The following is a 25,242-nucleotide window of genomic DNA, read 5'->3' on the forward strand; positions in this document are numbered from 1 at the left end:
TTATTCGGCACTGGGTAGCCCCCACCAAATCTACAAATCTTCTCATCATGATTCCAGATGGAAGTCAGGACTTTAATAGAAAGATGTTTAGACATGACATATTTATAATTTCCGCCCATATTTTGAGTCTGTCAAAGTGAGATTGGTTCTACAGCTATTTATCTTGACTATTAACATAGTTTTCTACAAACTGTCTATTCTTCTCTTTTTCAGGAAGCAAACCTAAATAACGGTACTCAAAAATCATTTGTCTTTGAGTTGGGGTTACTTTTGAAGCTATTATATCTTCATAATCGTAATGAATCTTTAACTTACCAGGATACTTCAAGGTTAAGGTTAAATTTGTCCATGCCTCTTGGTCGTTATCAATAAATATTTGTCTTAACCCTTTAAATTTTGTTTGTAATTCTAATAATAAGTTATCGTAAGTTTTTTCACTCACGCTATATTTTTCTGGAATATCATGAGAGTATATAAAATCCTCATTCTCAGAAGTATTGAAATAAAAGAATACCTCTCTAGAGCCATCCAGTATTTCGGCATACAAGTAAATCTCGTTCCATCTGTCATCAGGTATCATACCTATAACATGCTCTGCTATCAAGGGATAAAGTTGCTCCATCTGTTGCTCCATAATTCCACTAACCTCCAATTTGATTCTCTATTGTAATTTTTTTTGTCCTACCACCATCTATCGAGTACTCCACTGTAAAACTATCAGGTCTAGCAGCATTACTAGTGTATTGGGGGGTTATCTTTACTTTTACGTTTTCTTTTCTTTCTAACGCTGATGCCCATTCTTGTTCCATCTGATGCCATTTCCCACCGGCTTCATTAATTTGGGAATTCATTGGAACTAAGTTATCAATGTCCCCAGAACCTTTAAATTGACTACCTATTAAATGACCACCATCATCTCTCTCTGGATAATCACCTCGGATTCTGTCTGTTTCTCCCACATTACTTTGAGCGTATTTATTTCTTGTTCCTTTGCCTAGTTGTAAGTCAGCCTCGACACTATCAATACGACCAAATTCATTTGTCTCATAAGTATATCCTTCTGGTGTTGTGTACTTTGCATTCGGTTTTAGTGTTTTTTTGTTACCGACTTTATCAATTTGTGTTCCATAAGGAACTTCAATCTTACCACCTTTCACATCCCCTAACCCATTCATCTCATTTATATAATGCTCCTGCACAAATGTTTTGGGCAGTGGATTCGAATCCATGGGGATCTTTCCTACACTGAAAGGCACACCTTCTGGCGTGCTTAAAAATGGTTTGAATCTCGGGAGTTCAGCCAAGTGACCGGAATTCTGAAGGACTTTATTAAGGTCTTTCACGCCTTCCATCGCTTTAGTGGCAAAATCTTGTACCCCATCGGCCACTTTTCCTACCTTTATACCCTTAGTCACAGATAGCCCCGGTACCAATACAGAAGCAGCTGCACCCAGCATGGAAGCCTTTTCCTCCGGCGTTCCTTCATTAAAGTTATGATACATCTTCTTCGCTGCTTCTGCCAATACTTCTGGATGTTGCATGATATAAGATGCTGTATCTGCCATTTCCTGTGTCGTCTTCTCCGGGTCTATGACAAAATGGAATGTAAACGTCACTGTATCCACTACACCCATAACGGTTTCCTCGATAAGAGATCCTACAAATGCCCGCGTAACCGCATCCGCTTGTACCACTTTTTTCCGCCATTCTGTCATTCCGTAGGTTGATTCCAACCACAAATAATATGCCGATAACGAATTGGTCTCGTTAGGTTTTAATACATGCGCATTAAAATAGTTGAGTGTTATCTCATTTTCATTGTTATATGCGGTAATCGGTGTCCCATCTGGAAGCTCCATCGGCGGAATATTCAGTCGTTCCCCTACGAGTTGGCGCTTAGCCCAGGCTCCCTGATCTCCTGGTTCCATCGCCATTCGGAGCATCAGCAGATACGATTCATTCTGAACTAATGGTACGCTGCTGGTAGTAATTGACGGATCATAATCACACGCCTTAACCGCTGGTTTCTTGAAATACCCACTTAGATCCTTACCTGCTTGGTAATGGACTTCGTCTATACCTAGATATTTCAGCTTTTGGCGTGCGTCTTCCGCCAGCTTATGCATTGCGTCCATTTGGGTCTTGTTTTCAAACGCTTGATAGACTTTATATGCGGTCTGCGCTTTTGCAATTTGATCCCGTGCCTGGTAGATATCCTTCAGCTTGCTATGGGCTGCAATAGAGTCGATCGTTCCCAGTCCGGAATTCTTAACCGTTGTTTGGAGTTTCTGCACCAAAGGATCGCTATTCAACTCATCCCGTCCCATTAAAGCAGCAATCGAGGTGATCAGTTTCGTGACCATCTTCTGGGCATACGTTGGGATCGGAAACTGTCCATTTGCACTGCCTCCCCCAAGTTTTCCGAACATCCCTCCAAGAGTACCAAGCTGCTGAAAAAGTTAATTAGCCTGCCTCTTATTCTCATCCTGTGCACCTTGAACTCCTTTTATTGCAAGACGAATAATATCTTCAAGCTTTTCAGCTTCTACCGTCAGTTCATTGATAAGTGTCTGAGCTCGTATCAAATCTGAACCCAGCGGAATACCACCCCAGTTATTGGTCTGACCTCTCAGCTGCAAGTACAGCCGGTTGGTATCTTGGCTTACCTGTCTGATTTTTGTCTGCAGGCGTTCGACTTCATCTTCTTTAAATACCATTTTGTCCAATGCCATTTATGACCTCCAGTTCTTACACTTAGACCATCCAATGCACTACTTTCTTCGACCCCACAGGTCTTTATGTACTACTTCATTTTTAAAAACTTAAGTATTTGGAGCGCACACCTAACCAATATATCGGCTTAACTTCCCATTATTTTACTTTAAATCCTTTCTTTTAATTTTTTTAATTCTAATTACTGCTATAAGAATAAGTAGACAGCACAAAAACAGGTTGATTATTGTGGTAGCTCCCTATAATCAACCTGCTTAACAGAACGCTATAGCGTTCTGTTATAGCCCCCATAGGATTGATTCTTGTATCTGATGCTTTATATTATTCAATTAACATTGATAGAAATTCTTCGAAGTACTTAAAATGAAAATAATAGAAGGGTTGGGGAAACACATGTGACTTTGGACAAAACAACAATTGCGGGAGTTTTTCAAGGAAAGTAATTTGGTTTCTACAAAAAATGAGCAGAATGCCTTAAAGGATCTATTTTACCGAAACGATTCAAGAGATGTTAGAAGCCGAAATGGATACTCATTTGGGCTATGGCAAGCATGAAGTCAGGGCGAAACCCACACCAAACAGTCTCAACGGAAAGAGTCGGAAAATGGTAGTCAGTGAGTATGGAGAGCAGGAAATCGTTATCCCTCGAGACTGTCTATGTTAGTTTGAGCCTCTTGTCGTTAAGAAGTATCCATCGAACAAAACGTGATCGAAGAACAAATTAGTTACCTCAACTGTATATGTTGACTGGTCGTCACCAGATTGTATTTACAAGATAGCTATCGTAACGACGGTCAGTAAAGTTGCGGTCGACATCCTACTTTTTTCTGCCCCCCTCACTATCAGTAGTCATTCTATCTATCGTGATCGTTGCGATCTATGTTTCACCACCCATTAGCAAAGTAATCAGATGTATTTGATTTAGAAAACCGAGAGAAAACGAAGATAACAAAAAACAGGTCAATCATGGTGGTATCTGACCATAATCGACCTGTTCAATGTAACGCAATAGCGTTATTTAGGTTATACTTTTAAAGCATCTGATGTGCGTACAAATAAAGTGGTGAAATCTTTATACGGGTATTACATGGGTTAAATGTGTTATTGATTAAATAATGGATTCTTTCGTCACTGGGTAGCCCCCACCAATAATATCGTCATCGGCTTTGTATCTTCTCCAGAAAAGCTTCAAATACTTTTTTTGTCGCGTCCCCTGAATTGGGGATTAACTCATAAATCCTCTGTAGAATTGAAGGATTTTTTAATATCCGTTTTTTACTTTCAGTACTAGTAAAACTTCTTAATGCATCAATACATATTTCGAATAACTCTTCATCTTCAGTACTTAGCAGTTTCAACAACATATTCAATTCATCCATGCTAGATTCATTATGCAAACAATATGCTAACTTTCTTTGCCACTCTATTGGCTTATTTAACACTCCGTTTGATAATTCTTCCCAATCCCGTGGGGAGAATTTTAACAGCATCGCCTGTGCAATTGAAAAACCTTCATCATACCAATAATCATCTGAGAAATATCCTGAAAGATAGTCATCAAATTCTGTAAACATTAAAAAACTCCTTTGGATCAGATTACAAGTTAAGGTGCTGTAAAACCACTTAGAAGTTGTGTAGCTCCCCCACCTGTTGGATAGCCAGATACAACATTGTCACCTATTTTAATAACTTCAACTTGAACACCATTAACAGTTCCTCTATGAAGAGTTGCACCATCCGAGGCACGAACTCCAATGGATGCTGTATTACCAGTATCTTTTATACCATTAATAATTTGCGAATCACTCCATGAATCCGGGAATAAAGTACTCGTTTTAATATTAGATAAGTTACCATCAGGAAATTGAGTAGTAAACTTAACTTTTCTTGTTCCATCTGCATTAACTGTTATTTCTTGAACTGCATAATTAGGATTTACATTATTGATTTGCGGAGAATGGCCACCGATCAACTCATTCTTCGTAGGAAGTTTTCTTTGCCCATCTAATATTTTCTTTTCCATTTCTGAACTAATTACAGAAGAACGAACATTACCCGTCCCCTCAATCTTACCACCTTTCACATCCCCAAACCCATTCATCTCATTTATATAGTGCTCCTGCACAAATGTTTTGGGCAGTGGATTTGAATCCAGGGGAATCTTCCCTACACTGAAAGGCACACCTTCTGGCGTGCTTAAAAATGGCTTGAATTTCGGGAGTTCAGCCAAGTGACCGGAATTCTGAAGGACTTTATTAAGGTCCTTCACCCCTTCCATCGCTTTAGTGGCAAAATCTTGTACCCCATCGACCACATATGCACTGGAAAATTCATTTTGCTTGAAGGCAGGTGGAATGTCATCAATCTTACCCGTCCCCTAAGATTGGGCATGCAAAAAAAGCTCATTCCTACTCATAAAACAAGTTGGAAAGAGCTTTGAAAGTTTATCAAGTGTTTGGTTTGTTGGTTGTATTATACGACCTACTTTCTTACTGATGTAAAGGGTCTACTTATTATCTTCTAACCATTTTCTAGCTTCTTCACCTGCTAGAATATTGGGTTGTTCTGGCGTCCCAATATTGATGCTTTTTATAAAAGCCTCTTCTAGCCCACAAACCCCAGTTAATTTAGCTCCTTTTAGCAATACTCTTTCAAACGTAGCTAACCGCACATCAGCATTAAATAATATTGCATTGCGAAAATCCGTCTCATCAAAAAGACCAGCTACTAAATTAGCATCTGATAAATCAGCTTGAACAAACACCGTCTCAATACATTCACTATCAGCAAGTCTAGCAGCTTTTACATTGGCATTTGTGAAGTTCACATACGAGACATTAGATTTACAAAAGTCTGCCCCTTCTAAATTTGTAGATATAAAAGTTGATGAACTTAGTAAAGATGAAGAGAAATCTTTGTGATTTAAGTTCATTCCATCAAAGATACAAGCTGTAATATATGCTTGGTCTAATGGATATTGTGACATATCTACATTTCGCAAATCAATTTCATCTATACCTAGTTTCTCGCCTTGTTCTCCAATAGTTTCGATCCAAAGACGGTGTGATTCTAATCGAATCATAATTTCTTTTATATCAGTTGTCATACCTAACCCTCCTATGGATACCAAATAATCCTATCTGATATTCCAGCTTTCTCTATTGCCTCTTTTAACTGTTCAACATGTTCAGGAATCATGTCTCTTTTATCCAGAATTACATTGTAACTTTTATCTAGTTCTTTATTAATTGCCTTCATCCCGTTATTTACTGTGAATGCGCCTTTTTTGGGTGAAGTATGACCATTTGGATAAGATACGAAACTTTTAACGTCCCATTTAACGTTATTTGTTGTATCAATAAATTCCGTTCCACCATTTCCTTGTGGGTCACGTACTATTTTCCCTAGTTTACCTTGTTGTTCCAAATCTATTCCTATCTCTCTTTCTTTCAAACCTTGATCCCTAATCTCACCACCATGTGAAGGGTCGCCTGCTAAATCGTCCAGTTCCTTTTGAGTTCTTCCTCCTGTGTACCCTAACTGACCTTTACCCGTCCCCTCAATCTTACCACCTTTGGCATCCCCAAACCCATTCATCTCATTTAAATAATGCTCCTGCACAAATGTTTTGGGCAGTGGGTTCGAATCCATGGGGATCTTCCCTACACTGAAAGGCACACCTTCTGGCGTGCTTAAAAACGGCTTGAATTTCGGGAATTCAGTCAAGTCCTCGGAATTGTAATTAGTTACCTTACCTGTATATGTTGACTCGTTGCCACCAGATTTCTTTCCTGCACCGTCATCATCGTTGCAAGTGTCCGTTATGTTACGGACAAAGTGCTACTCTTTGCATAACAACATTACTATAGTTGTCGTGCTATCCATCTTGAAAGGTGTGATTCTGTCTTTCTCCCCCTCACTACCGCTACAGAGTAATCTACATTTACGAGTAAATGTGAAAAAACCGCAAGAGAGCGAAAATAACAAAAAACAGGTCAATCATGGTGGTATCTGACCATAATCGACCTGTTTATGTAATGCTTTAGTTAAATTAAGTTATACCTATCAAACTGTTCATGTTTTTCCATTCGTTTCTTCATCCTTTGATTTTGGACATGCAAAAAAAGCTCATTCCTAGTCTTGATTCAAGTTGGAAAGAGCTTTTGAAAGTTTATCAAGTGTTTGAATTGTTTAGTGTTTGGTTTGTTGGTTGTATTGTACGATCTTGTTGTTAGGGTTGTAAAGGAGCTTATGCAAGTTATCTACAGATTCTTAAGAAGCATAGGACGTTCTATCTGGAAAAACACCGTTACTCTCTTTTAAGATTCTAATTAATTTTGAAGCTGCACGTAAATAATAGAAATTTGTAGTTGAACCCGGAACATTTTCGATTTCCTCACATTCCCCATCTGATTTACTTAGCTTTATCTTCCCTAATGAATCTTCATCAGGACCAAATTTATACACTACAAAATCTTTAGTCTCTTCTTCCTTAACTAACAGAACATAAGTAGCCAAAATTCCACCTCCCTAATCATTCATATACGCTATCTGACCAATTATACTTCTTTTGCGCTTCTGCATGTGCTTTTTCATAAGTTACCCCATATTTTTTCATATATTTGGATTCAAATAATTCATGATTGAGAAATAAAATATCGTTTTTGTTATAATTACCTTTCATTAATCGTTCCCAGGCCAAAGCCTGTTGATAGTTCGGATCAAATGATTTAATTTCTCCACTATCAAATTTGTGCTTTTCAAATAACAAATGATCCTTAATTTGTTGAATATCAGATTCCTTCCAACCTGTATTCCTAGTAATGTCGCTCGTATCATTTTTTAGTTTTTTAAATGCCCCATACATATCAAACGCCAAATCCTCCTGCCTCATAAACTCAGAGACAGAAGAAGGTTCTTTTACTTTTGGAACATCAACATTATCAATTCTATCTCCATTAGCATTATGTGTAGGGTTTGGAGTTCCATTAGGATGTCCCGTCCCCTCAATCTTACCACCTTTCACATCCCTAAACCCATTCATCTCATTTATATAATGCTCCTGCACAAATGTTTTAGGCAGTGGATTCGAATCCAGGGGGATCTTTCCTACACTGAAAGGCACACCTTCTGGCGTGCTTAAAAATGGCTTGAATTTCGGGAGTTCAGCCAAGTGTCCGGAATTCTGAAGGACTTTATTAAGGTCTTTCACGCCTTCCATCGCTTTAGTGGCAAAATCTTGTACCCCATCGGCCACTTTTCCTACCTTTGTACCCTTAGTCACAGATAGCCCCGGTACCAATACAGAAGCCGCTGCACCCAGCATGGAAGCCTTTTCCTCCGGCGTTCCCTCATTAAAGTTATGATACATCTTCTTCGCTGCTTCTGCCAATACTTCTGGATGTTGCATGAGATAAGATGCTGTATCTGCCATTTCCTGTGTCGTCTTCTCCGGGTCTATGACAAAATGGAATGTAAACGTCACCGTATCCACAACACCCATAACGGTTTCCTCGATAAGAGATCCTACAAATGCCCGCGTAACCGCATCCGCTTGTACCACTTTTTTCCGCCATTCTGTCATTCCGTAGGTTGATTCCAACCACAAATAATATGCCGATAACGAATTGGTCTCGTTAGGTTTTAATACATGCGCATTAAAATAGTTGAGTGTTATCTCATTTTCATTGTTATATGCGGTAATCGGTGTCCCATCTGGAAGCTCCATCGGCGGAATATTCAGTCGTTCCCCTACGAGTTGGCGCTTAGCCCAGGCTCCCTGATCTCCTGGTTCCATCGCCATTCGGAGCATCAGCAGATACGATTCATTCTGAACTAATGGTACGCTGCTGGTAGTAATTGACGGATCATAATCACACGCCTTAACCGCTGGTTTCTTGAAATACCCACTTAGATCCTTACCTGCTTGGTAATGGACGTCGTCTATGCCTAGATATTTCAGATTTTGGCGTGCGTCTTCCGCCAGCTTATGCATTGCGTCCATTTGAGCCTTGTTTCCAAACGCTTGATAGACTTTATATGCGGTCTGCGCTTTTGCAATTTGATCCCGTGCCTGGTAGATATCCTTCAGCTTGCTATGGGCTGCAATAGAGTCGATCGTTCCCAGTTCGGAATTCTTAACCGTTGTTTGGAGTTTCTGCACCAAAGGATCGCTATTCAACTCATCCCGTCCCATTAGAGCAGCAACCGAGGTGATCAGTTTCGTGACCATCTTCTGGGCATACGTTGGGATCGGAAACTGCCCACTTGCACTGCCTCCCCCAAGTTTTCCGAACATCCTTCCAAGAGTGCTAAACTGCTGGAAAAGTTGATTAGCCTGCCTCTTGTTCTCATCCTGTGCGCCTTGAACACCTTTTAGTGCAAGACGAATAATATCTTCAAGCTTTTCAGCTTCTACCGTCAGTTCATTGATAAGCGTCTGAGCTCGTATCAAATCTGAACCTAGCGGAATACCACCCCAGTTATTGGTCTGACCTCTCAGCTGCAAGTACAGCCGGTTGGTATCTTGGCTTACCTGTCTGATTTTTGTCTGCAGGCGTTCGACTTCATCTTCTTTAAATACCATTTTGTCCAATGCCATTTATGACCTCCAGTTCTTACACTTAGACCATCCAATGCACTACTTTCTTCGACCCCACAGGTCTTTATGTACTACTTCATTTTTAAAAACTTAAGTATTTGGAGCGCACACCTAACCAATATATCGGCTTAACTTCCCATTATTTTACTTTAAATCCTTTCTTTTAATTTTTTTAATTCTAATTACTGCTATAAGAATAAGTAGACAGCACAAAAACAGGTTGATTATTGTGGTAGCTCCCTATAATCAACCTGTTTAACTGAACGCTATAGCGTTCTGTTATAGCCCCCATAGGATTGATTCTTGTATCTGATACTTTATATTATTCAATTAACATTGTTAGAAATTCTTCGAAGTACTTAAAATGAAAATAATTGAAGGGTTGGGGAAACACATGTGACTTTGGACAAAACAACAATTGCGGGAGTTTATCAAGGAGAGTAATTTGGTTTCTGCAAAAAATGAGCAGAATGCCTTAAAGGATCTATTTTACCGAAACGATTCAGGAGATGTTAGAAGCCGAAATGGATACTCATTTGGGCTATGGCAAGCATGAAGTCAGGGCGAAGCTCACACCAAACAGTCTCCACGGAAAGAGTCGGAAAACGGTAGTCAGTGAGTATGGAGAGCAGGAAATCGTTATCCCTCGAGACTGTCTATGGTAGTTTGAGCCTCTTGTCGTTAAAAAGCATCCATCGCACAAAACGTGATCGAAGAACAAATTAGTTACCTTACCTGTATATGTTGACTGGTCGTCACCAGACTTCTTTTCTGCATCGTAATCATCGTTACACGTGTCCATTAAGTTGCGGACAAAGTCCTATTCTTTGCTTTCACCTTTGCTATAGTTGTCGTACTATCCTTCTTTAAAGGTACGAAAGCGAACATAATAAAAAACAGGTCAATCATGGTGATATCTGACCATAATCAACCTGTTCATTGCAACGGAATAGCGTTATTAAGTTATAAAATTAAAGCATCTTATGTGCGTACAACCGAAAGGGAGAAATCTTCAAACAGGTATTACATGGGTTATTTGTGTTATTGGGTGGATGATAAGTTCATTCGGCACTGGGTAGTCCCACCAATGAAAAAAACCTTGAAACGCACGAAGCCAATCAAGGTTTTCATTAACATTAAGATTCAAATGTAGTTCTATCGGGGAAATGTCCATTTTCCCTAATGAAACAAACTGATAACTTTTGTGCTGCTCTATCGAAATAAAATTTCGTTGAAATGTTCGGGTCAGGAATCGGGTCTAATTCGGCAAACTTCCTTGTTATTTTATTTAATTCAATTCTCCCCATAACAATCTCATTCGGACCAAATTTATAAATAACCTTTTCCTCATCTTCCATTTCCTTAAGTAACAAAACGAATGAAGCCAATATATGTCTCCTCCTTATTATGGATTCCACGGACGACCTGATTCTAAAGTTTTATCATGTGCTGTCCTATAATTTGTTTTGAAGATTCCTTCGAATCTCGACTCAAACAATTCATGATTTAGTAAATCTATATCACTTTGATTGTACGTCCCTTTTTGTAGTCGTTCCCAAGCTTGAGCAATATCATAATCAGCATCAAAGCGCCCAACACCATGGTCTTTTATATGTTCTTTGATAAACAAATGCTCCTTTATTCTCTGAACCCTACTATCCTTCATACCAGTATTTCTTGTTATTGATGCTACATCCGTGGTTGAACTCCTAAAAGTATCGTACATTTCATCGGCTTTATCAAGATTTCTTAAATATTCATCCGGGTCAAAAATATCAGATTTCCCACCTGTCTGAACTTTACCCGTCCAATCTCTTTAAAACTGTCTATCGATTTATAAAAGGCATTTTTAGAATCCTCGGGTTTTGCTTGACCCTCCGTTCTTTTTAATCAATCGCTGCAGGTTAATCTACAATTGCGATAAATTTGAAGTAACCGCAAGAAAGCGAACATAATAAAAAACAGGTTAACTATGGTGGTATCTGACCATAATCAACCTGCTAGACGTAACGCTATTGCATTATTTAAGTTATAAAATTCAAGAGTTGATGTGCGTACAAAGGAAATGACTAAATCTCTATACGGGTATTACATAGGTTAAGTGTGTTACCGGTTGAATAATGGGTTCCTTCGGCACTGGGTGGGATCTTGAATAACAAATGCCCATATCTTTGATAACGGGTTATTTTATAACCTCCTATGTATCTGTTAATAAAAAAATAATCACAACACAGTGGTTAGCTCGCATTGTGATTTATTTTTACTTAATCACTTTTAATTATTAATTTAAAATCATTATCAATAACCACAAACTCATTGCTAACATTAACAAGTAAATCAGAATAACTCTCCTCTAATCTACATTTGAGTTCATTCATTTGAGGTAATACTTGTACATATATATAAATCTCTGTGATTTTATGGATATCAGGATCAAGAAACATTGTAACATTAGTAATGTCATTTCCCTTCCGATTCACCTGATTAACACTGTAGATAATCTTTTTCTTGTCTTCAACTCTCTTTTTTTCAATGCCGAATAGACTGCCTAAATTGATGTAATTGGGATTCCCTTTTCTAAATATCAAGATTAGATCAACTAACAAACCATCGAGAGGCTTTTCAAAGAAATCTTTTTGTAGTGCATCCCATTCATGATCAATAAAAGTAAACCAATTAGGGCTTAGCGATGAAGTATCGATCATCCCAGGTTTTGATTGTTCGTATAAATCTCTTTTTAGGCCGATTTCATCATTATTTGAAAACACTATAGATTCCTCCAATTTTATTAGCTATTTCTTCTATCAACATATCGTTTACTTTAGCATACCCTTGTTCTCTATTAATCCGCATTATTTCAGGATTATTCCTAAATGAATTTTGAATGTCTGCAAAAATATCCCTTACATCGTAATATGGGACACTCCAACCGTTTGGTCCCCTTTTCATTCTAAGCGTCAAACCATTTGGAAGAGCCTTAAAACGTTTATTTTCAAGCTTTCCCTTTAACAATCCAGATAATTTCCATTTCCTTATGCCAATGTGGTGTAGTTAATATACTGCCATCGTTCTCAATACAGCGGTAAGGAAAGGCTTTATCCAGTCGTGGGAATTCCAAATAAATGGCCATCTGATCGTCTCTCTTACTTATTTAGTGGATTTATAATCTCATTTATAGCGGACAAAGGCGAGTTTGGCTATTGAAGCTGAAACGTAAAAAGAGCTATCCATTACCCAACCAGGGAGCATGGACAGCAAATTTTAGGGATCGTTAATGATTCAATTTCTCTCATTTCGTAATTGCGCCACCGTCCCGACGAAACTGCTTGGGGGTCAAGCCAGTGTATTTTTTAAATAACTGTGTATAGTAACTTTGGCTGCAAAATTTAAACATCAAAGCGATTTCGGAAATAGACTGATTCGTGTGAATGAGGATCGACTGCGATTCCTCAATTCTACGCCGGTTGATAAATTCCGTGAGCGGCATACCCGTTTCACGCTTGAAGCGGTCGGACAAATAACTGGGATGCACACCAACATGCCGGGAGATCAGGCTAAGGTTCAAATCTTGAAACAGATGCTCGCGTATAAAATATACGGATAAATTGACAATATGTGAATAGTGAAGGTTCTCCTTCTGCTGGCGCATCACTGTAATGAATTGCAGGACCATTTCATATTCGTATCGATGAAGTGCCTCAAGCTCCGTCGTAGCTTCCACCGAACGGATGAACGTATCACTCAGCTGAAAAGCGGTCTCAGGGTCAACACCACCCCGGATAATCGCACGTGTAAACAAGGTGCAGGATGCAATCATAGCGTTTTTCTTGGAGCGCAGCGGATATCGGGCTAGCGTAGCAGCTTCCATTGCGTTAATTCTATGCAGTGCTTCCAGTGCCCGGTTCTCGTCACCAAGTCGGATAGCTTCCAAAAGCTCATGTTCATAATCCAGCGGAGGATGGACAAATCCCTCTGACAGATCCACAGAACGTGTGGACCAATATTCCGGCAGTTTATGTTGTCCTTTAAGTTGACCCATACTTGTTAACCTCACCTAAAAATTTTGATAATATCCTAAATAATTTAGTATAATTCTAGCTCTTTCGGACTTAAAATTCAATTCATAACCATCAAGGGAGGAAACATAAGCATGAGCTGGAGCATTGCCAATCAGGGATTGTCGGCAGATACCCTACTGAATTTGGAAAGTATTTTTGCGCTGGGGAATGGATATTTGGGCGTGCGTGGCAATTTTGAAGAAGGGTATTCCGATAAAGAAATCCGCAGTATCCGCGGAACATATTTGAACGCCTTTCACGATGTGATTGACATTCCCTATGGGGAGAAGCTATTCGCCTTTCCAGGTACCCAGCAAAAACTGGTTAATATTATAGATTCCCAAGGGATAAATATTTATATAGGCGAAGATATGGAGCCATTTGCACTTACAGCAGAGAATGTCCTCGCCTATGAGCGTAAACTCCATCTGGACAAGGGATACTCGGAGCGTAAAATCCACTGGAAATCCCCCTCCGGTAAAGAACTCAAGCTGCATTTCCGTAGACTCGTTTCTTTCACTACCCGTGAACTCTTTGCCATTCATCTGACTGTTGAGCCTGTCAATTTCACCGGTCCAATCCGGGTTGTCTCTCGTGTAAATGGCGATGTTAGTAACTATACTAACCCGAATGACCCGCGTGTAGCTGCAGGACATTCCAAACGCCTGAGCGTAGTATCTTGCGAAGCTCGGGGTGAATATGTATGCCTGGAGAACGAGACAATGGCTTCGGCCCTGCGGACCTCCTGTGTTACCCGGAATGAATGGGAAGGTGACTGGCAGGTTGAAACTCAGGCTGGAGAAACCGACGCTACAGTGACGGCAACCGCCTCCTTGTCTGGGCCACTATCGCTGACCAAATGGAATGTCTATACCGATACACTACGACATGAACAAATGCTTGTAGATACCGGTATTCAGGTACAGGAATCATTGAAGCACCTCTCCTTTGAAGATATGCTGGAACAGCAGGAGCATTATTTGGCTGACTTCTGGAAGCGTTCCGATGTAGTCATTGAGAACGACTTGTCGCTTCAGGAAGGTATACGTTTCAACCTTTATCAGCTGCTGCAATCAGCCGGACGAGACGCGCATAGCAACATCTCCGCTAAAGGCTTATCCGGTGAAGGGTACGAAGGCCATTATTTCTGGGACACGGAGATTTATATGTTCCCTGTGTTCCTGATGACTTCGCCTGACTTGGCCCGGCAGCTCCTATTGTACCGGTATTCCAAGCTGGAGGAGGCAAGGGAACGTGCTAAAGAGATGGGCCACGCCCAAGGTGCATTGTTCCCATGGCGAACGATTTCAGGTACGGAATGTTCCTCCTTCTTCCCCTCCGGCACAGCTCAATATCATATCAGCGCCGATGTAGCCTACAGCTATATCCAATACCATCTAGCGGAAGAAGATGACACCTTCTTGCTCCAATACGGCGCCGAGGTGCTATTTGAGACAGCACGGCTTTGGATGGAGATCGGTCATTACTACGAAGGTAAGTTTCACATCGATGAAGTGACTGGACCGGACGAATACACATGTCTTGTGAACAACAACTATTACACCAATGTAATGGCCAAACATAATTTAAAATGGGCCGCACGCAGTTTTGCGCGGCTTCAAGAATATGACGAGGCTGCATTCCAAGCTTTGTGTGTGCGCCTGCATGTAACTGGACCAGAAGCAGACAGCTGGCTGAAGGCGGCGAATGCTATACTGCTTCCTTACGACGAGAAGCTGGGCATTAATCCGCAGGATGATACTTTTTTACGCAAAGCGGTCTGGGATTTCGAGAATACACCACCAGAGAAACATCCATTGTTGCTGCATTACCATCCACTCACGCTGTACCGTTATCAGGTCTGCAAGCAAGCCGATACTGTACTCGCTCATTACTTACTGGAAGATGAGCAGTCACAAGAAACTATTCGCAAATCGTACGATTATTATGAACAAATCACTACCCATGATTCCTCCTTGTCCTCTTGCATATTCAGCATTATGGCTTCGAAGATCGGGTATAAGGACAAAGCGTATAACTATTTTATCGAGACGGCGCGGCTCGATCTCGACAATACGCACGGAAACACTAAAGACGGATTACATCTCGCCAATATGGGTGGAACGTGGATGGCCATTGTGTACGGTTTTGCCGGAACACGTCTCAAGGAAAATGGCCTGTCACTCGCTCCGTCCCTACCTGCGGGCTGGCAGAAATATAACTTCCGCCTCACCTTCCGCGGCCGCCTCATTGCTGTAACCATTCGCGAGGAAGGTGTGGAGCTTGAATTGCTAGAGGGTGAAGCCCTTGAACTTACGCTCTACGGCCAATCGGTAACTCTGGGCAACGAGAAGCCGGTAACTCAGGCGCTGCAAGCCTAATCATAAGGAGCGAAACACAATGAATGCAACATCTCAAATTCAAGCCGTAATCTTTGATCTAGACGGCGTTATTACCGATACCGCAGAATATCATTATCAGGCTTGGGGCATGATCGCGAAAGAACTGGGACTTCCGTTCACCCGAGAGTTCAATGAGAATCTGAAAGGTGTATCACGCATAGCTTCACTGGAATTGCTGCTTGGACAAGCAGCAATTCCGCACACTTACTCTCCCGAAGAGATGGAGGAGATGGCGGCCCGCAAAAATGAGTTTTATCAGCAGCTCATTCAGCAGGTAACCCCGGCCGATGTGCTGCCTGGCATTTCTGAATTGCTCGCCGAGCTGAAGGACCACGGAGTGAAGACTGGCATTGCCTCCGCTAGCAAAAATGCCTTTACAGTTATCCGCCTTCTAGGTATGGAGAATGACTTCGGAGTTATTGTAGATGCAGCCAAGCTTGCCCGCAACAAACCAGACCCGGAAGTGTTCCTGACCGCCGCCGATGCGCTTGATGTAGATCCGCAATTTTGCGTCGGGGTCGAAGACGCAGTCGCCGGGGTAGAAGCGATCAAAGCGGCCGGTATGTTCGCTGTATATATCTCCTTACAGGAGAGCTTGTCCATCGCTGATATGAACTTGAACCACACTGCTGAACTTAACTACTCCGAGCTAACCAGCAATTCGGTAATAAGAATAGAGTAACTAAATAATTGGGTATCCCAGTCTCAATATATGTAAGTCACGAACTAAGCCGGCAAGCTCCTAAGGAAAGCTTGCCGGCTTTTGTTTGAAATATGCTTTTCAGAACAGCCGCTTCTGATTTCGATCATCAATAACCTATTGATAATATTGTGCTTGCGCTTTCCACATCGAACTATACTCTTGTTTGTCTTTCAACAATTGATCATGTGGACCGTATTCGCGCAATTCACCATTGTTAAAAAGTGCGATTTTATCGCAGAATTTACAAGCAGATAAACGATGTGAGATATAAATAACAGTATGATTTGCTGCCAAAAGATTAAAGTTGTTGTACATCTCAAACTCCGCATAAGGGTCCAACGCAGCTGTAGGCTCATCCAGAATAAGAATAGGTGACTTTTTGAGTATAGCCCTAGCAATTGCTATCTTCTGACTTTCACCACCCGAAAAGTCTGTGCCTCTATCATCAAAGATTTTAAACACCTGTGTATCTAGTCCTCTTTCTAAATATTTCATTTTTGCTCCCACTCCTACTTGATTAAGCACTTCTTCCATTTCCTTATCCGATGTTTCGCTATCCTTCGCGCATAAGTTGTCTTTGATAGAAAATGAAAATAATTTATAATCCTGAAACACAACACCTAAGATTTTCATATATTCATCGTATCGATAATCTTGAATAGATCTTCCATTCAGAAGAATCTCTCCTTGATCAGGTTCATACAATCGGCAAAGCAGTTTAATAAAAGTCGTTTTACCCGCGCCATTTTGACCTACTATGGCTAATTTCTCTCCATTTTTTATGGTCATTGACACATTTTTCAATGAATAGGTCTCACTTCCCGCATATTTAAAAGACACATTACAAAATTCAATCTCAACATTCATGAGTTTCTCAAGACGCTCTTCTCCGCTTTTCATTGTTGGACTTAGACTTTCAAATTCTCTAAACACCTCAATGTACTTACACATTTGGCGAAAATCAACATAAGCATTCATTCCCAGAGACACTTGCGTAGAAAAGCTATTGGCGGCGGAGATATACATAACAAAACCACTAATTTGAATTTTCCCCGTAACTACTTTCACAACCATGTAGGCGTAGATAATGACCATTTGCAATTGAAGATTAGCACTAGCCAGTCCCTTATATCTCCCTACTTTTTCGTAAAGCCCTCCAAAACCACGAACGCTTTCATTATGATATGCATCCACTTTATTCAGTAAATAAGGAGCCATCCCAAACAAACGGACATCTTTAGCCATGGAAAAATCAACGGCCAGTTTAGAATAATAACCAAATTTCCGATTCAGAGGAGCTAATAATTTATGAAAATTGAATTGAGCTTGTTGCGACTTTTTAAAGATAAAGGTATTAAGTGCAATCATCCCAATAATCAGCACGATGATTCCAATGTTTAGCGTAAAGATTAAGGCCGTTAGCCCCAAAAGGGAGAGCATTGTTTGCAGTAAAGTCTTCATACTATCCAACATTTTACGTATAACATCCTGCTGTCTTATGGGAGCAAGCGCCTGTTCTTTAAGATCTAGCACTTTGGAATTCTCTAAACTCTCATAATCCAGGTCCATAATATGATTTCCAATATGTAGCTCTAAACTATCCATGACCACTAAATTAAACAGTTCAATTTGTTTATTAAGATAACTTTGGAGCAGCCCCAAGACAGCATTACCTGCCACCAAAATTCCTATCCAGAGGATAATATACATTTCGCGGCCGGCTCCCATCATTTCATCAATCAAATATTTGGGAAGAATGATGTTTATAAACGGGAAGATTGCACTGCATAATGAAGAAACCACCATTAGCGGAATGTACGATTTAGACATGGTATGTACTAACTTGCAAAAGTAAAGGGTCACATTCCAATCCTTTTTCAGTGCAGGGAATGGATTCATCAGCTAGGATTCACTCCCTTTATAATATTGTGCTTGAATCTGATACATTTGATTGTATCTTCCATTTTGTTTCATTAATTCACTGTGAGAACCCGCTTCGGCAATTTCTCCTTGCTCCATATACAGTATCTGATCACAGAACCGTGTGCTGGACAAGCGATGGGAAATATATAATGCTGTTCTCTCTCCGATCATTTCATTAAATCTTGTATACAGATTGAATTCTGCAATTGCATCAACTGCTGCAGTCGGCTCATCCAAAATAATCAAATCTCCATTCTTATAAAGCGCCCTTGCCAACATCATTCTTTGATTCTCCCCTCCAGAGAACTCAACGCCTTGATCATCTAAAAACTTTTGCATTGGGGTGAGAATACCTGATTTCAATGAGGCGACTTTTTCGCTTAGTCCCGCTTTTTCAAGACTGTCATGAATTCTTAAAGCGTCAGACTCTCTATGTTCTTTTAGAGAAATATTCTCTGCTAATGAGAAAGCGAGTACGCGAATTTCTTGAAATACCGTAGAAAATAATCTCCAGTAATCCGTTTTAGCAAAATGTTTGATATTGATTCCATTCAGCGTAATCTCTCCACCATCGGGTTCATACAACCTGCATAACAATTTGATAAGCGTTGTCTTGCCAGCACCATTATGACCCACAATAGCAAGTCGTTGATGTGGAGGGATGATGAAGGATATTTTATTAAACACAGGCTGGCTAGTACCAGGATAAGTAAAGGAAACTTCTTTAAATTCTATCGAATAAGGGCCAGTTGGGAGTGTATGCATACCTCCTTCCCCCTGCTTATCTTGCGGTATCTCTAAAAAGTTACGGAGTTCCTCTATGTATAAATTCTGTGTGCGCAGATGGGCTAAATCTTTCATAAATCCCTGAAGAACGCCAGAAAATCCAGCGACAGCAGTTGTGTACATCACAAAATCACCTATAGTTATCCTCTGATGAAGGTAAAGATACGCCAAATAACCATATACAATCCCCTCACGGAATAACCGGATCAAAATATCTAATATTTCACTTTGAAAATAAGAGCTGCTGATTGAGGACTGAATTTTCTGTCTATTTTGAACACTTGAATGGTATAGGGAGACCAATGTATTGTTAAAGGAATTAATCCGAATTTCCTTACCAAAAGTAAAGTCTTGCATAATATCCGAATAATACTTTCTCTTCCTCTCCAATTCCGAAAGTTGTTGTTCATGTTCATACTCATAACGTTTAGCACGTAGGGAAAACACATAAGAACACCCAATACTTACAATTAGAAAAACAATAACAGCAAAATTTAATCCTCCAATTACAGTGATATAGCCCGCAAAAGCAAGAAATCCAGCCAGACATGAAAAAAATGTATGAAAAAATCCCTGAAACCCATTCTGCACACTTTGTAGAGAACGCTTGGCCTGCTCCATCTGATTAAGATAACCGGGATCTTCTGTATTTTTGAAATCAACATTCATATTTTGTGCAGTGTGGGCGTGGATCTGTTTAAATACAACTTTCATTAATTGAGTTAAACCCAAATTTTGTAGATATCCTGTAAAATAGCTAGTGATAGTCAGTATTAAAAACATCAGTGAAATTAGGAAGATAAAATGTTGAGGTCTTTGCTGTCCCGTCAGTTCATCTATAATAAATTTTGGGAATAGGATTAAAAGGAAGGGCTGCACAGCTAAAAGAAGCGTTACAGTAGAGTAATAAATAATGGAACGTCTACTGTTAATCCATGATGTGGAGAGGACATAGCGAATGCTGGTCCAAGTGGAGGTTAATGATTTTGTTCTCATTACATAAAGTTCCCCTTAGTATTTAAAATGTTTCTTGATTACATTTTATCAATACTATTATTTGGAAACAGTATGAATAAATTAGTATAAACAGTATTATTTTAGGTGGATTAACGAGTGAATTCATGCATCACAAATAAAAAGGTTCTTGCTAGCCGAAGCTAGCAAGAACCTTAATCTTTAGTTTCATCCTCAGAACACCGACTTCTATTCGCCATTGCGGGCATCCTCACAGTATTCCGACTTTATCAGACCTATCTTTAAAAAGCTTCTTTATAGTGAGTCCAAATAAAACACAGCAAGTCAGTGCCGCACAAAAATCAGCAATAGGCTCAGCAATAATCACTGCATCTGTTTTCGGGCTAATAAATGTCGGGAGCAAAAGTACTAATGGAATAAGCAAGATAATCTTACGCAAGATCGCGATAAAAATAGAAACTCGTGCTTGTCCCAAAGCAATAAATACTTGTTGAAACGCTAATTGAATACCAAAAATACAAGTGCCAAGGAAAAATATCTTCATTAATCTAGCGGTCAGAGCCACAAGCTCAGGATTATTGGTAAAAATGATAATGGGCAGCTTCGGAACAAAAATGGCCACGCCCCACATCGACAATCCGAAAGCTGCGCAAAAAACACTGCAATATAAAATGGTAGATTTTACACGTGCGAAATCGCGAGCTCCATAATTATAGCTAATAATAGGCTGTGCCCCTTGTGCAAAACCAGATAACAACGTCCCAAATATTTGCATCAGCGTGCCCATAATCCCCATGGCAGCAACGTACATATCGCCTCCAAATTTAGCTAAGGACGTGTTAAATACAATTTGAATTAAACTTTCGGTCGACATCATAATAAACGGAGAAAGCCCCAATGCAAGTACACTTGCCGCTTCTTTAGGTTTAATGCGCATATTCGATAGACGCAAGCGCAGATGAGCTCGTTTAGAGATTAAGAACCCTAATACCCAAATAGCCGAAATAAATTGGGCAATTACAGTTGCCAACGCTGCACCCTTAATGCCCATATTCATCTCAAAAATAAAAATGGCGTCAAGGACGATATTCACAACCGCTCCAATACATACCGTGAGCATGGCTGTTTTGGCGTATCCTTGTGCTGCAATGAACGGATTCAATCCTAAAGAAATGAGCACAGCCACAGTTCCTAGAAGGTAAATGCTTAAAAAATCGTCGGCTAGCGGCAATGTATCGTGACTCGCCCCGAATAACGTTAAGAATGGCGACTTAAAGATAAGAAACAAAGCGGTTAGGATTATGGATGCCATCAGCAGCATAGTAAAACAACTTCCCAGTAATTCTTCTGCTTTTTTATGTTCTCCTTCGCCCATCTTTATGGAAGCTAGGGGTGCCCCACCAGCTCCGATTAGAGCTGCAAATGCTGAAATCAACATAATAATCGGAAAAGATATCCCTATAGCGGATAAGGCAAGCGTTCCCCCCTCCTCCATTCTTCCAAGAAACATCCGGTCAACTACACTGTACATGGCATTGATTAGCTGAGCTATAACGGCAGGAATAGCCAATAAGAAAATAAGCTTGGGTATACTTTGGTTGGCAAAACGATCCTTCATTTGATTATTCATTTATTCATTTCCAATATAGCTTCACGGAGGCTTTTAGGAAGCTTTTTGACAACCATATCGTAGGAATGGTCTATCATGTCAAAGACATCCGACGCTGGCAAGGAACCATCGATCATGATTGAATTCCAGTGCTTTTTGTTCATATGAAATCCCGGTCGAACGCAATCATGTTGCTCTCTTAAGTTCTCCGCAATGATCGGGTCACATTTTAGATTTAAGCGAACAACCCTCCCTGTTTCCTCAAAAATAAGTGCGAACATTTTATCAGCCACTTTGATGACCAATGGAGTAGGCCCAAACGGATGCTCCTGAGTCGCCCCTTTCTTTTTCAAACAATATTCGATGATGTTATTCTTCAACTCTCTCTCTCCTTTTCTGATCAAAGATCTGATCATTTCTGCCATTAACCACGTTTCTTAATTATATCATTTTGTTCAGCTGAGCAGGTTTCTGTATAATTTTTTCAGCTTTGGGATAACTCATATTTTTTTGAAGCAGACGACCGCAATATCTGAACCTTTATGGGCATACTACATACGTTTAAATTTAAATATAAAGGAGCTTTCTTATGACAGGAATTTTAGGTGGCAACCCCAAGGATGAACCGATGCATTATGGAGAGATCTTTAGTGTATGGCAAGCTTCGATGGTAGCAAAGGGCGCCCTTTCGTGTTACCGAGCTTACTTATATCATGCCGGTGACAATGATCTCAAAAAAGTATTAGGCGCATTAATTGATCAAGCTGAGCTTGAAGTTAGTGAGTGTGATACGCTGCTGGCAGATAACGGGATTGCTTCCGTACCAGCGATGCCGAATAGACCCGAAGCCAAGCTTGAAGATATTCCTGTAGGTGCACGATTCACAGATCCCGAGATTGCTGCTAAAATTGCTGCTGACACTGCTACAGGATTGGTAGCTTGTAGCCAGGTTATGGGTCTTTCTATCAGAGAAGATATCGGTGCATTATTTGCAAAATATCACCTAACTAAAGCAGCAATAGGCGTTAAAATTCTCAATTTGAGCAAGAAAAAAGGCTGGTTAATTCCTCCACCACTTCAGGTAAAAAGACCAGAGTCTGAATAAGTCTTAAAAAGTGTTTAACTCCGCTCCGTTGTTGGGGCGGAGCTTCTATTTTACAGCTATGCGATTGGAATCATTGAAACAGCTACTACAACACAGTGAATAAAGCCATTTCTCATGATTTGATTATACCCTGAAAAGACCTTCGATAAATCGGAGGCCTTTTTTGGTTGTCCTACAAAATGTTTCTTTTGAATAGGCTAGTACTACACACAAACATTAGAGAGGAGGGAATGCTATCAATACTTTCATAGGATATATTTTTCTTGGTCTTTCGCTATCCGCACCTATTGGCCCTATTAATGCCGCTCAACTGGATAATGGAATTCGTAAGGGCTTCTGGCATGCTTGGGTAGTGGGGCTTGGAGCCATAAGTGCAGATATCATTTTCATGTTATTAGTTTACTTTGGGGTAATCCATCTGCTCGAATCCCCTTTTATTAAGGCATTCTTGTGGTTATTTGGTTTCTTTGTGCTGGTGTATACGGGTATAGAGAGCATAAAAAATGCTGGAGTGCTTTCAGAACCCGGTATGAGAAGCAGTGATTCATCCTTAACGAAGTCTTATTGGTCCGGTTTACTGATGTCTTTATTCAATCCGCTTTCTATATTATTTTGGCTAGGGATATACGGTTCCATTTTAGCCAAAGCGGCCATGGAGTATCCAATGCAGCAGTTGTTGATTTATAGCGGAGCTATTGTACTCGGGATTTTGATTTGGGATGTATCTATGGCTGCTGCTTCAAGCATGTTTCGAAAAGTCCTGACAACCGGTGTTTTAAAATCGATTTCCGTGCTGTCAGGCCTTTCGCTTGTTGGCTTTGGGCTTTATTTTGGTGTACAAGCCGCTCAGTTATTGTTTTTTCATTAAGTTTTGTTTTTTTTGGGTCGAATGATTTTTGTCAGACCCTTTGAGTAATCTATTATTCCCTGAATTTCTAACAATAAGTTTCCTTTACTCGGTTCCTTATCCGTATCAACTGTACGTTTCTTACGAACACGTATCACGATCCAATCACAAACGGCGATCAGTGTGACAAGCAACAGACTAATATATAACCCTGGGCGGCTGAGTGAATGAAAAAGAGTACCTGTGACCGCGAGCCCAATGAGTAGCAATCCAAGCCAACGTTTAATCGTGCTAAACCGACTTCCTTTTAACAGTTTTCCAGAAGACAGCAGGATAAACGACCAATTATACAGCAGCATTAAACCGGCCGCAGTAGTGATATACTCATACACTTTTCCTGGTAACAATAGTGACATCACCACTGCCGCCGTAATCCCAACGGTGATCAAAGTAAGGGCATAAAAAGGATATTTATCCTTCCACTTCCGAGAAAATAACTTCGGCGCATCTCCCTCTTGAGCCAGGGTAATCATCATTGAAGTTACAGCGTAGAGTGAAGCAGTCATTGTAGAGAATCCAGCGACAATCAACACTCCGTTAAATAAATGAGGCACGAAAGCCAAATGATCACTACTTAGCGCTAGAACAAACGGACTTTCTTTCGAGTTAAACGCACTAAACGGCACCATGATTACAGCTAGACCAATAGACAAGATGTATACAATAACCAAGGCGATCAGCATAACCTTTCCTGCCTTTGGTGCATCCTCCGGCTTTTGTAGTCTATTGGACATAATTCCGAGTACCTCAATCCCTCCGTAAGCATAAAAAGCGAACAGAAAGGCAGACCACAACCCCACCCCTCCTTTAGGAAATAGCGCGGAGTAGTTTAATGGAATCTTCGGTGTATACTTCCCTCCGCCTATCCAACCAACCAATAGAGAAGCTGCAATGATTAAGAACATGAGAATAGCAGCTATTTTTATTACAGCCAACACATTCTCAACCCGGTCAAACCCCTTATTCCCAAAAAAGACAATGACAAGGCCCAATAAAGCAAACCCAGCAGCAAAAATCCACATAGGTACCGCTGGGAACCAAAAGCGCGAAAAAATAGATAAAGCAGATAGTTGACTACCCATGATTAACAACTCCGAGAACCAATAAACCCAGCCACTGCAGAAACCCGCCCAGCTGCCAAACGCTTTTTTTGCATAGGAACGAAAAGATCCTTGCTCTGGTTGCTCTGCTGACATGCGTGAAAGAGCATCAAATACTATATACGTTCCAATAGCAGCCAAGATGTAAGCGATCAGTACTGCAGGCCCGCCTATAGAAATCGCTAAGCCTGAACCTAAGAAATACCCGGTTCCAATTGTACCTGCAACGCCTAATAAGCTTAACTGCCACCATTTCAATTTCTTTTCACTTTTTGAATTAGTAGAAGCTTGGTTCAAAGAATTCAGTCCTTTTGTAAAGAAGATATAAGCTCACCTTCTG

At 40.3% G+C, this 25,242-nt stretch carries 24 protein-coding genes and 2 pseudogenes; 6 read left to right on the forward strand and 20 right to left on the reverse strand.

Annotated features, from left to right (window positions below):
* Window positions 1-154: 154 nt before the first annotated feature.
* From NSQ29_RS18430 to NSQ29_RS18440, 3 genes are read right to left on the reverse strand one after another with little or no spacing between them, the layout of a single operon-like run.
* A complete protein-coding gene (locus tag NSQ29_RS18430) occupies window positions 155-634 on the reverse strand; it encodes an antitoxin YezG family protein (RefSeq protein WP_339246451.1) in 480 nt (159 codons plus the stop codon).
* Between the two features lie 7 nt (window positions 635-641).
* Complete coding sequence (locus tag NSQ29_RS18435; protein ID WP_341125796.1) at window positions 642-2,429, reverse strand: DNA/RNA non-specific endonuclease; 1,788 nt, start codon at window positions 2,427-2,429, stop codon at window positions 642-644.
* Window positions 2,430-2,459: 30 nt separating this feature from the next.
* Window positions 2,460-2,732 (reverse strand): hypothetical protein, encoded by a 273-nt coding sequence (locus tag NSQ29_RS18440; RefSeq protein ID WP_341125797.1) that lies wholly within the window; start codon window positions 2,730-2,732, stop codon window positions 2,460-2,462.
* A 418-nt stretch (window positions 2,733-3,150) separates the two neighbouring features.
* Between NSQ29_RS18440 and NSQ29_RS31575 the strand changes: the two are divergent.
* Window positions 3,151-3,394: pseudogene (locus NSQ29_RS31575) on the forward strand (transposase); the annotation flags it as partial.
* Between the two features lie 496 nt (window positions 3,395-3,890).
* Here the strand turns inward: NSQ29_RS31575 and NSQ29_RS18450 are convergent.
* The 6 genes from NSQ29_RS18450 to NSQ29_RS18475 all read right to left on the reverse strand — a co-directional run bounded on the left by NSQ29_RS18450 (window position 3,891) and on the right by NSQ29_RS18475 (window position 9,334).
* Window positions 3,891-4,307, reverse strand: coding sequence for a hypothetical protein (locus NSQ29_RS18450; protein ID WP_340889548.1), 417 nt, complete (start codon window positions 4,305-4,307; stop codon window positions 3,891-3,893).
* Between the two features lie 29 nt (window positions 4,308-4,336).
* Window positions 4,337-5,047 carry an EndoU domain-containing protein gene (locus NSQ29_RS18455; protein ID WP_341125799.1) on the reverse strand — a complete coding sequence of 237 codons (711 nt, stop codon included), beginning with the start codon at window positions 5,045-5,047 and terminating at the stop codon, window positions 4,337-4,339.
* Window positions 5,048-5,239: 192 nt separating this feature from the next.
* Window positions 5,240-5,839, reverse strand: coding sequence for a pentapeptide repeat-containing protein (locus NSQ29_RS18460; RefSeq protein WP_341125800.1), 600 nt, complete (start codon window positions 5,837-5,839; stop codon window positions 5,240-5,242).
* A gap of 11 nt (window positions 5,840-5,850) precedes the next feature.
* Window positions 5,851-6,384: a hypothetical protein gene (locus NSQ29_RS18465; protein WP_341125801.1), complete on the reverse strand. Its 534-nt coding sequence runs from the start codon at window positions 6,382-6,384 to the stop codon at window positions 5,851-5,853.
* 621 nt (window positions 6,385-7,005) lie between these two features.
* Complete coding sequence (locus NSQ29_RS18470; RefSeq protein WP_076287045.1) at window positions 7,006-7,251, reverse strand: hypothetical protein; 246 nt, start codon at window positions 7,249-7,251, stop codon at window positions 7,006-7,008.
* Between the two features lie 16 nt (window positions 7,252-7,267).
* A complete protein-coding gene (locus tag NSQ29_RS18475) occupies window positions 7,268-9,334 on the reverse strand; it encodes a hypothetical protein (RefSeq protein WP_341125802.1) in 2,067 nt (688 codons plus the stop codon).
* A gap of 418 nt (window positions 9,335-9,752) precedes the next feature.
* Between NSQ29_RS18475 and NSQ29_RS31580 the strand changes: the two are divergent.
* Window positions 9,753-9,996 (forward strand): annotated as a pseudogene (locus tag NSQ29_RS31580) (transposase); the annotation flags it as partial.
* A gap of 474 nt (window positions 9,997-10,470) precedes the next feature.
* Here the strand turns inward: NSQ29_RS31580 and NSQ29_RS18485 are convergent.
* The 6 genes from NSQ29_RS18485 to NSQ29_RS18510 form a co-directional block, all read right to left on the reverse strand.
* The gene (locus NSQ29_RS18485; protein ID WP_076284165.1) at window positions 10,471-10,722 is read right to left on the reverse strand and encodes a hypothetical protein; all 252 of its coding nucleotides are present in this window, start codon (window positions 10,720-10,722) and stop codon (window positions 10,471-10,473) included.
* Between the two features lie 17 nt (window positions 10,723-10,739).
* Complete coding sequence (locus NSQ29_RS18490; RefSeq protein WP_076284414.1) at window positions 10,740-11,060, reverse strand: hypothetical protein; 321 nt, start codon at window positions 11,058-11,060, stop codon at window positions 10,740-10,742.
* A gap of 538 nt (window positions 11,061-11,598) precedes the next feature.
* Entirely contained in the window at window positions 11,599-12,102 is a 504-nt protein-coding gene (locus NSQ29_RS18495; protein WP_341125804.1) for a hypothetical protein, read from the reverse strand.
* Entirely contained in the window at window positions 12,089-12,346 is a 258-nt protein-coding gene (locus NSQ29_RS18500; protein WP_341125805.1) for a hypothetical protein, read from the reverse strand. The genes NSQ29_RS18495 and NSQ29_RS18500 overlap by 14 nt, the downstream gene beginning before the upstream one ends.
* A complete protein-coding gene (locus NSQ29_RS18505) occupies window positions 12,327-12,464 on the reverse strand; it encodes an AraC family transcriptional regulator (RefSeq protein ID WP_076301039.1) in 138 nt (45 codons plus the stop codon). The genes NSQ29_RS18500 and NSQ29_RS18505 overlap by 20 nt, the downstream gene beginning before the upstream one ends.
* Window positions 12,465-12,623: 159 nt before the next feature.
* On the reverse strand, window positions 12,624-13,373 hold the full coding sequence (locus tag NSQ29_RS18510) for an AraC family transcriptional regulator (RefSeq protein ID WP_341125806.1): 750 nt from the start codon (window positions 13,371-13,373) through the stop codon (window positions 12,624-12,626).
* Window positions 13,374-13,484: 111 nt separating this feature from the next.
* Between NSQ29_RS18510 and NSQ29_RS18515 the strand changes: the two genes are divergently transcribed.
* Window positions 13,485-15,773: a glycoside hydrolase family 65 protein gene (locus NSQ29_RS18515; RefSeq protein ID WP_341125807.1), complete on the forward strand. Its 2,289-nt coding sequence runs from the start codon at window positions 13,485-13,487 to the stop codon at window positions 15,771-15,773.
* Between the two features lie 19 nt (window positions 15,774-15,792).
* Window positions 15,793-16,476, forward strand: coding sequence for a beta-phosphoglucomutase (pgmB, locus tag NSQ29_RS18520; protein ID WP_341125808.1), 684 nt, complete (start codon window positions 15,793-15,795; stop codon window positions 16,474-16,476).
* A 135-nt stretch (window positions 16,477-16,611) separates the two neighbouring features.
* Here the strand turns inward: pgmB and NSQ29_RS18525 are convergent, their stop codons facing one another.
* The 4 genes from NSQ29_RS18525 to NSQ29_RS18540 all read right to left on the reverse strand — a co-directional run bounded on the left by NSQ29_RS18525 (window position 16,612) and on the right by NSQ29_RS18540 (window position 22,170).
* Entirely contained in the window at window positions 16,612-18,327 is a 1,716-nt protein-coding gene (locus NSQ29_RS18525) for an ABC transporter ATP-binding protein (protein WP_341125809.1), read from the reverse strand.
* Between the two features lie 72 nt (window positions 18,328-18,399).
* Window positions 18,400-20,202 (reverse strand): ABC transporter ATP-binding protein, encoded by a 1,803-nt coding sequence (locus NSQ29_RS18530; RefSeq protein WP_339801999.1) that lies wholly within the window; start codon window positions 20,200-20,202, stop codon window positions 18,400-18,402.
* Between the two features lie 229 nt (window positions 20,203-20,431).
* Window positions 20,432-21,811: an MATE family efflux transporter gene (locus NSQ29_RS18535; protein WP_339269901.1), complete on the reverse strand. Its 1,380-nt coding sequence runs from the start codon at window positions 21,809-21,811 to the stop codon at window positions 20,432-20,434.
* A complete protein-coding gene (locus NSQ29_RS18540; RefSeq protein ID WP_340968357.1) occupies window positions 21,808-22,170 on the reverse strand; it encodes an MmcQ/YjbR family DNA-binding protein in 363 nt (120 codons plus the stop codon). Before NSQ29_RS18540 ends, NSQ29_RS18535 begins: the two co-directional genes overlap by 4 nt.
* A 209-nt stretch (window positions 22,171-22,379) precedes the next feature.
* Here NSQ29_RS18540 and NSQ29_RS18545 point away from each other — a divergent pair, with 209 nt between their 5' ends.
* A complete protein-coding gene (locus tag NSQ29_RS18545; protein ID WP_076284173.1) occupies window positions 22,380-22,895 on the forward strand; it encodes a DUF3231 family protein in 516 nt (171 codons plus the stop codon).
* A gap of 235 nt (window positions 22,896-23,130) precedes the next feature.
* Window positions 23,131-23,763: a LysE family transporter gene (locus NSQ29_RS18550; protein WP_341053314.1), complete on the forward strand. Its 633-nt coding sequence runs from the start codon at window positions 23,131-23,133 to the stop codon at window positions 23,761-23,763.
* On the opposite strand, the gene NSQ29_RS18555 is transcribed toward NSQ29_RS18550, so the two are convergent.
* Window positions 23,760-25,199 (reverse strand): amino acid permease, encoded by a 1,440-nt coding sequence (locus tag NSQ29_RS18555; RefSeq protein ID WP_341125810.1) that lies wholly within the window; start codon window positions 25,197-25,199, stop codon window positions 23,760-23,762. The two genes, NSQ29_RS18550 and NSQ29_RS18555, sit on opposite strands and share 4 nt — an antisense overlap.
* Between the last annotated feature and the right edge of the window lie 43 nt (window positions 25,200-25,242).

The sequence above is a fragment of the Paenibacillus sp. FSL F4-0236 genome, assembly GCF_038000135.1.
In the GTDB taxonomy this organism is placed as follows: Bacteria; Bacillota; Bacilli; order Paenibacillales; family Paenibacillaceae; genus Paenibacillus_AQ.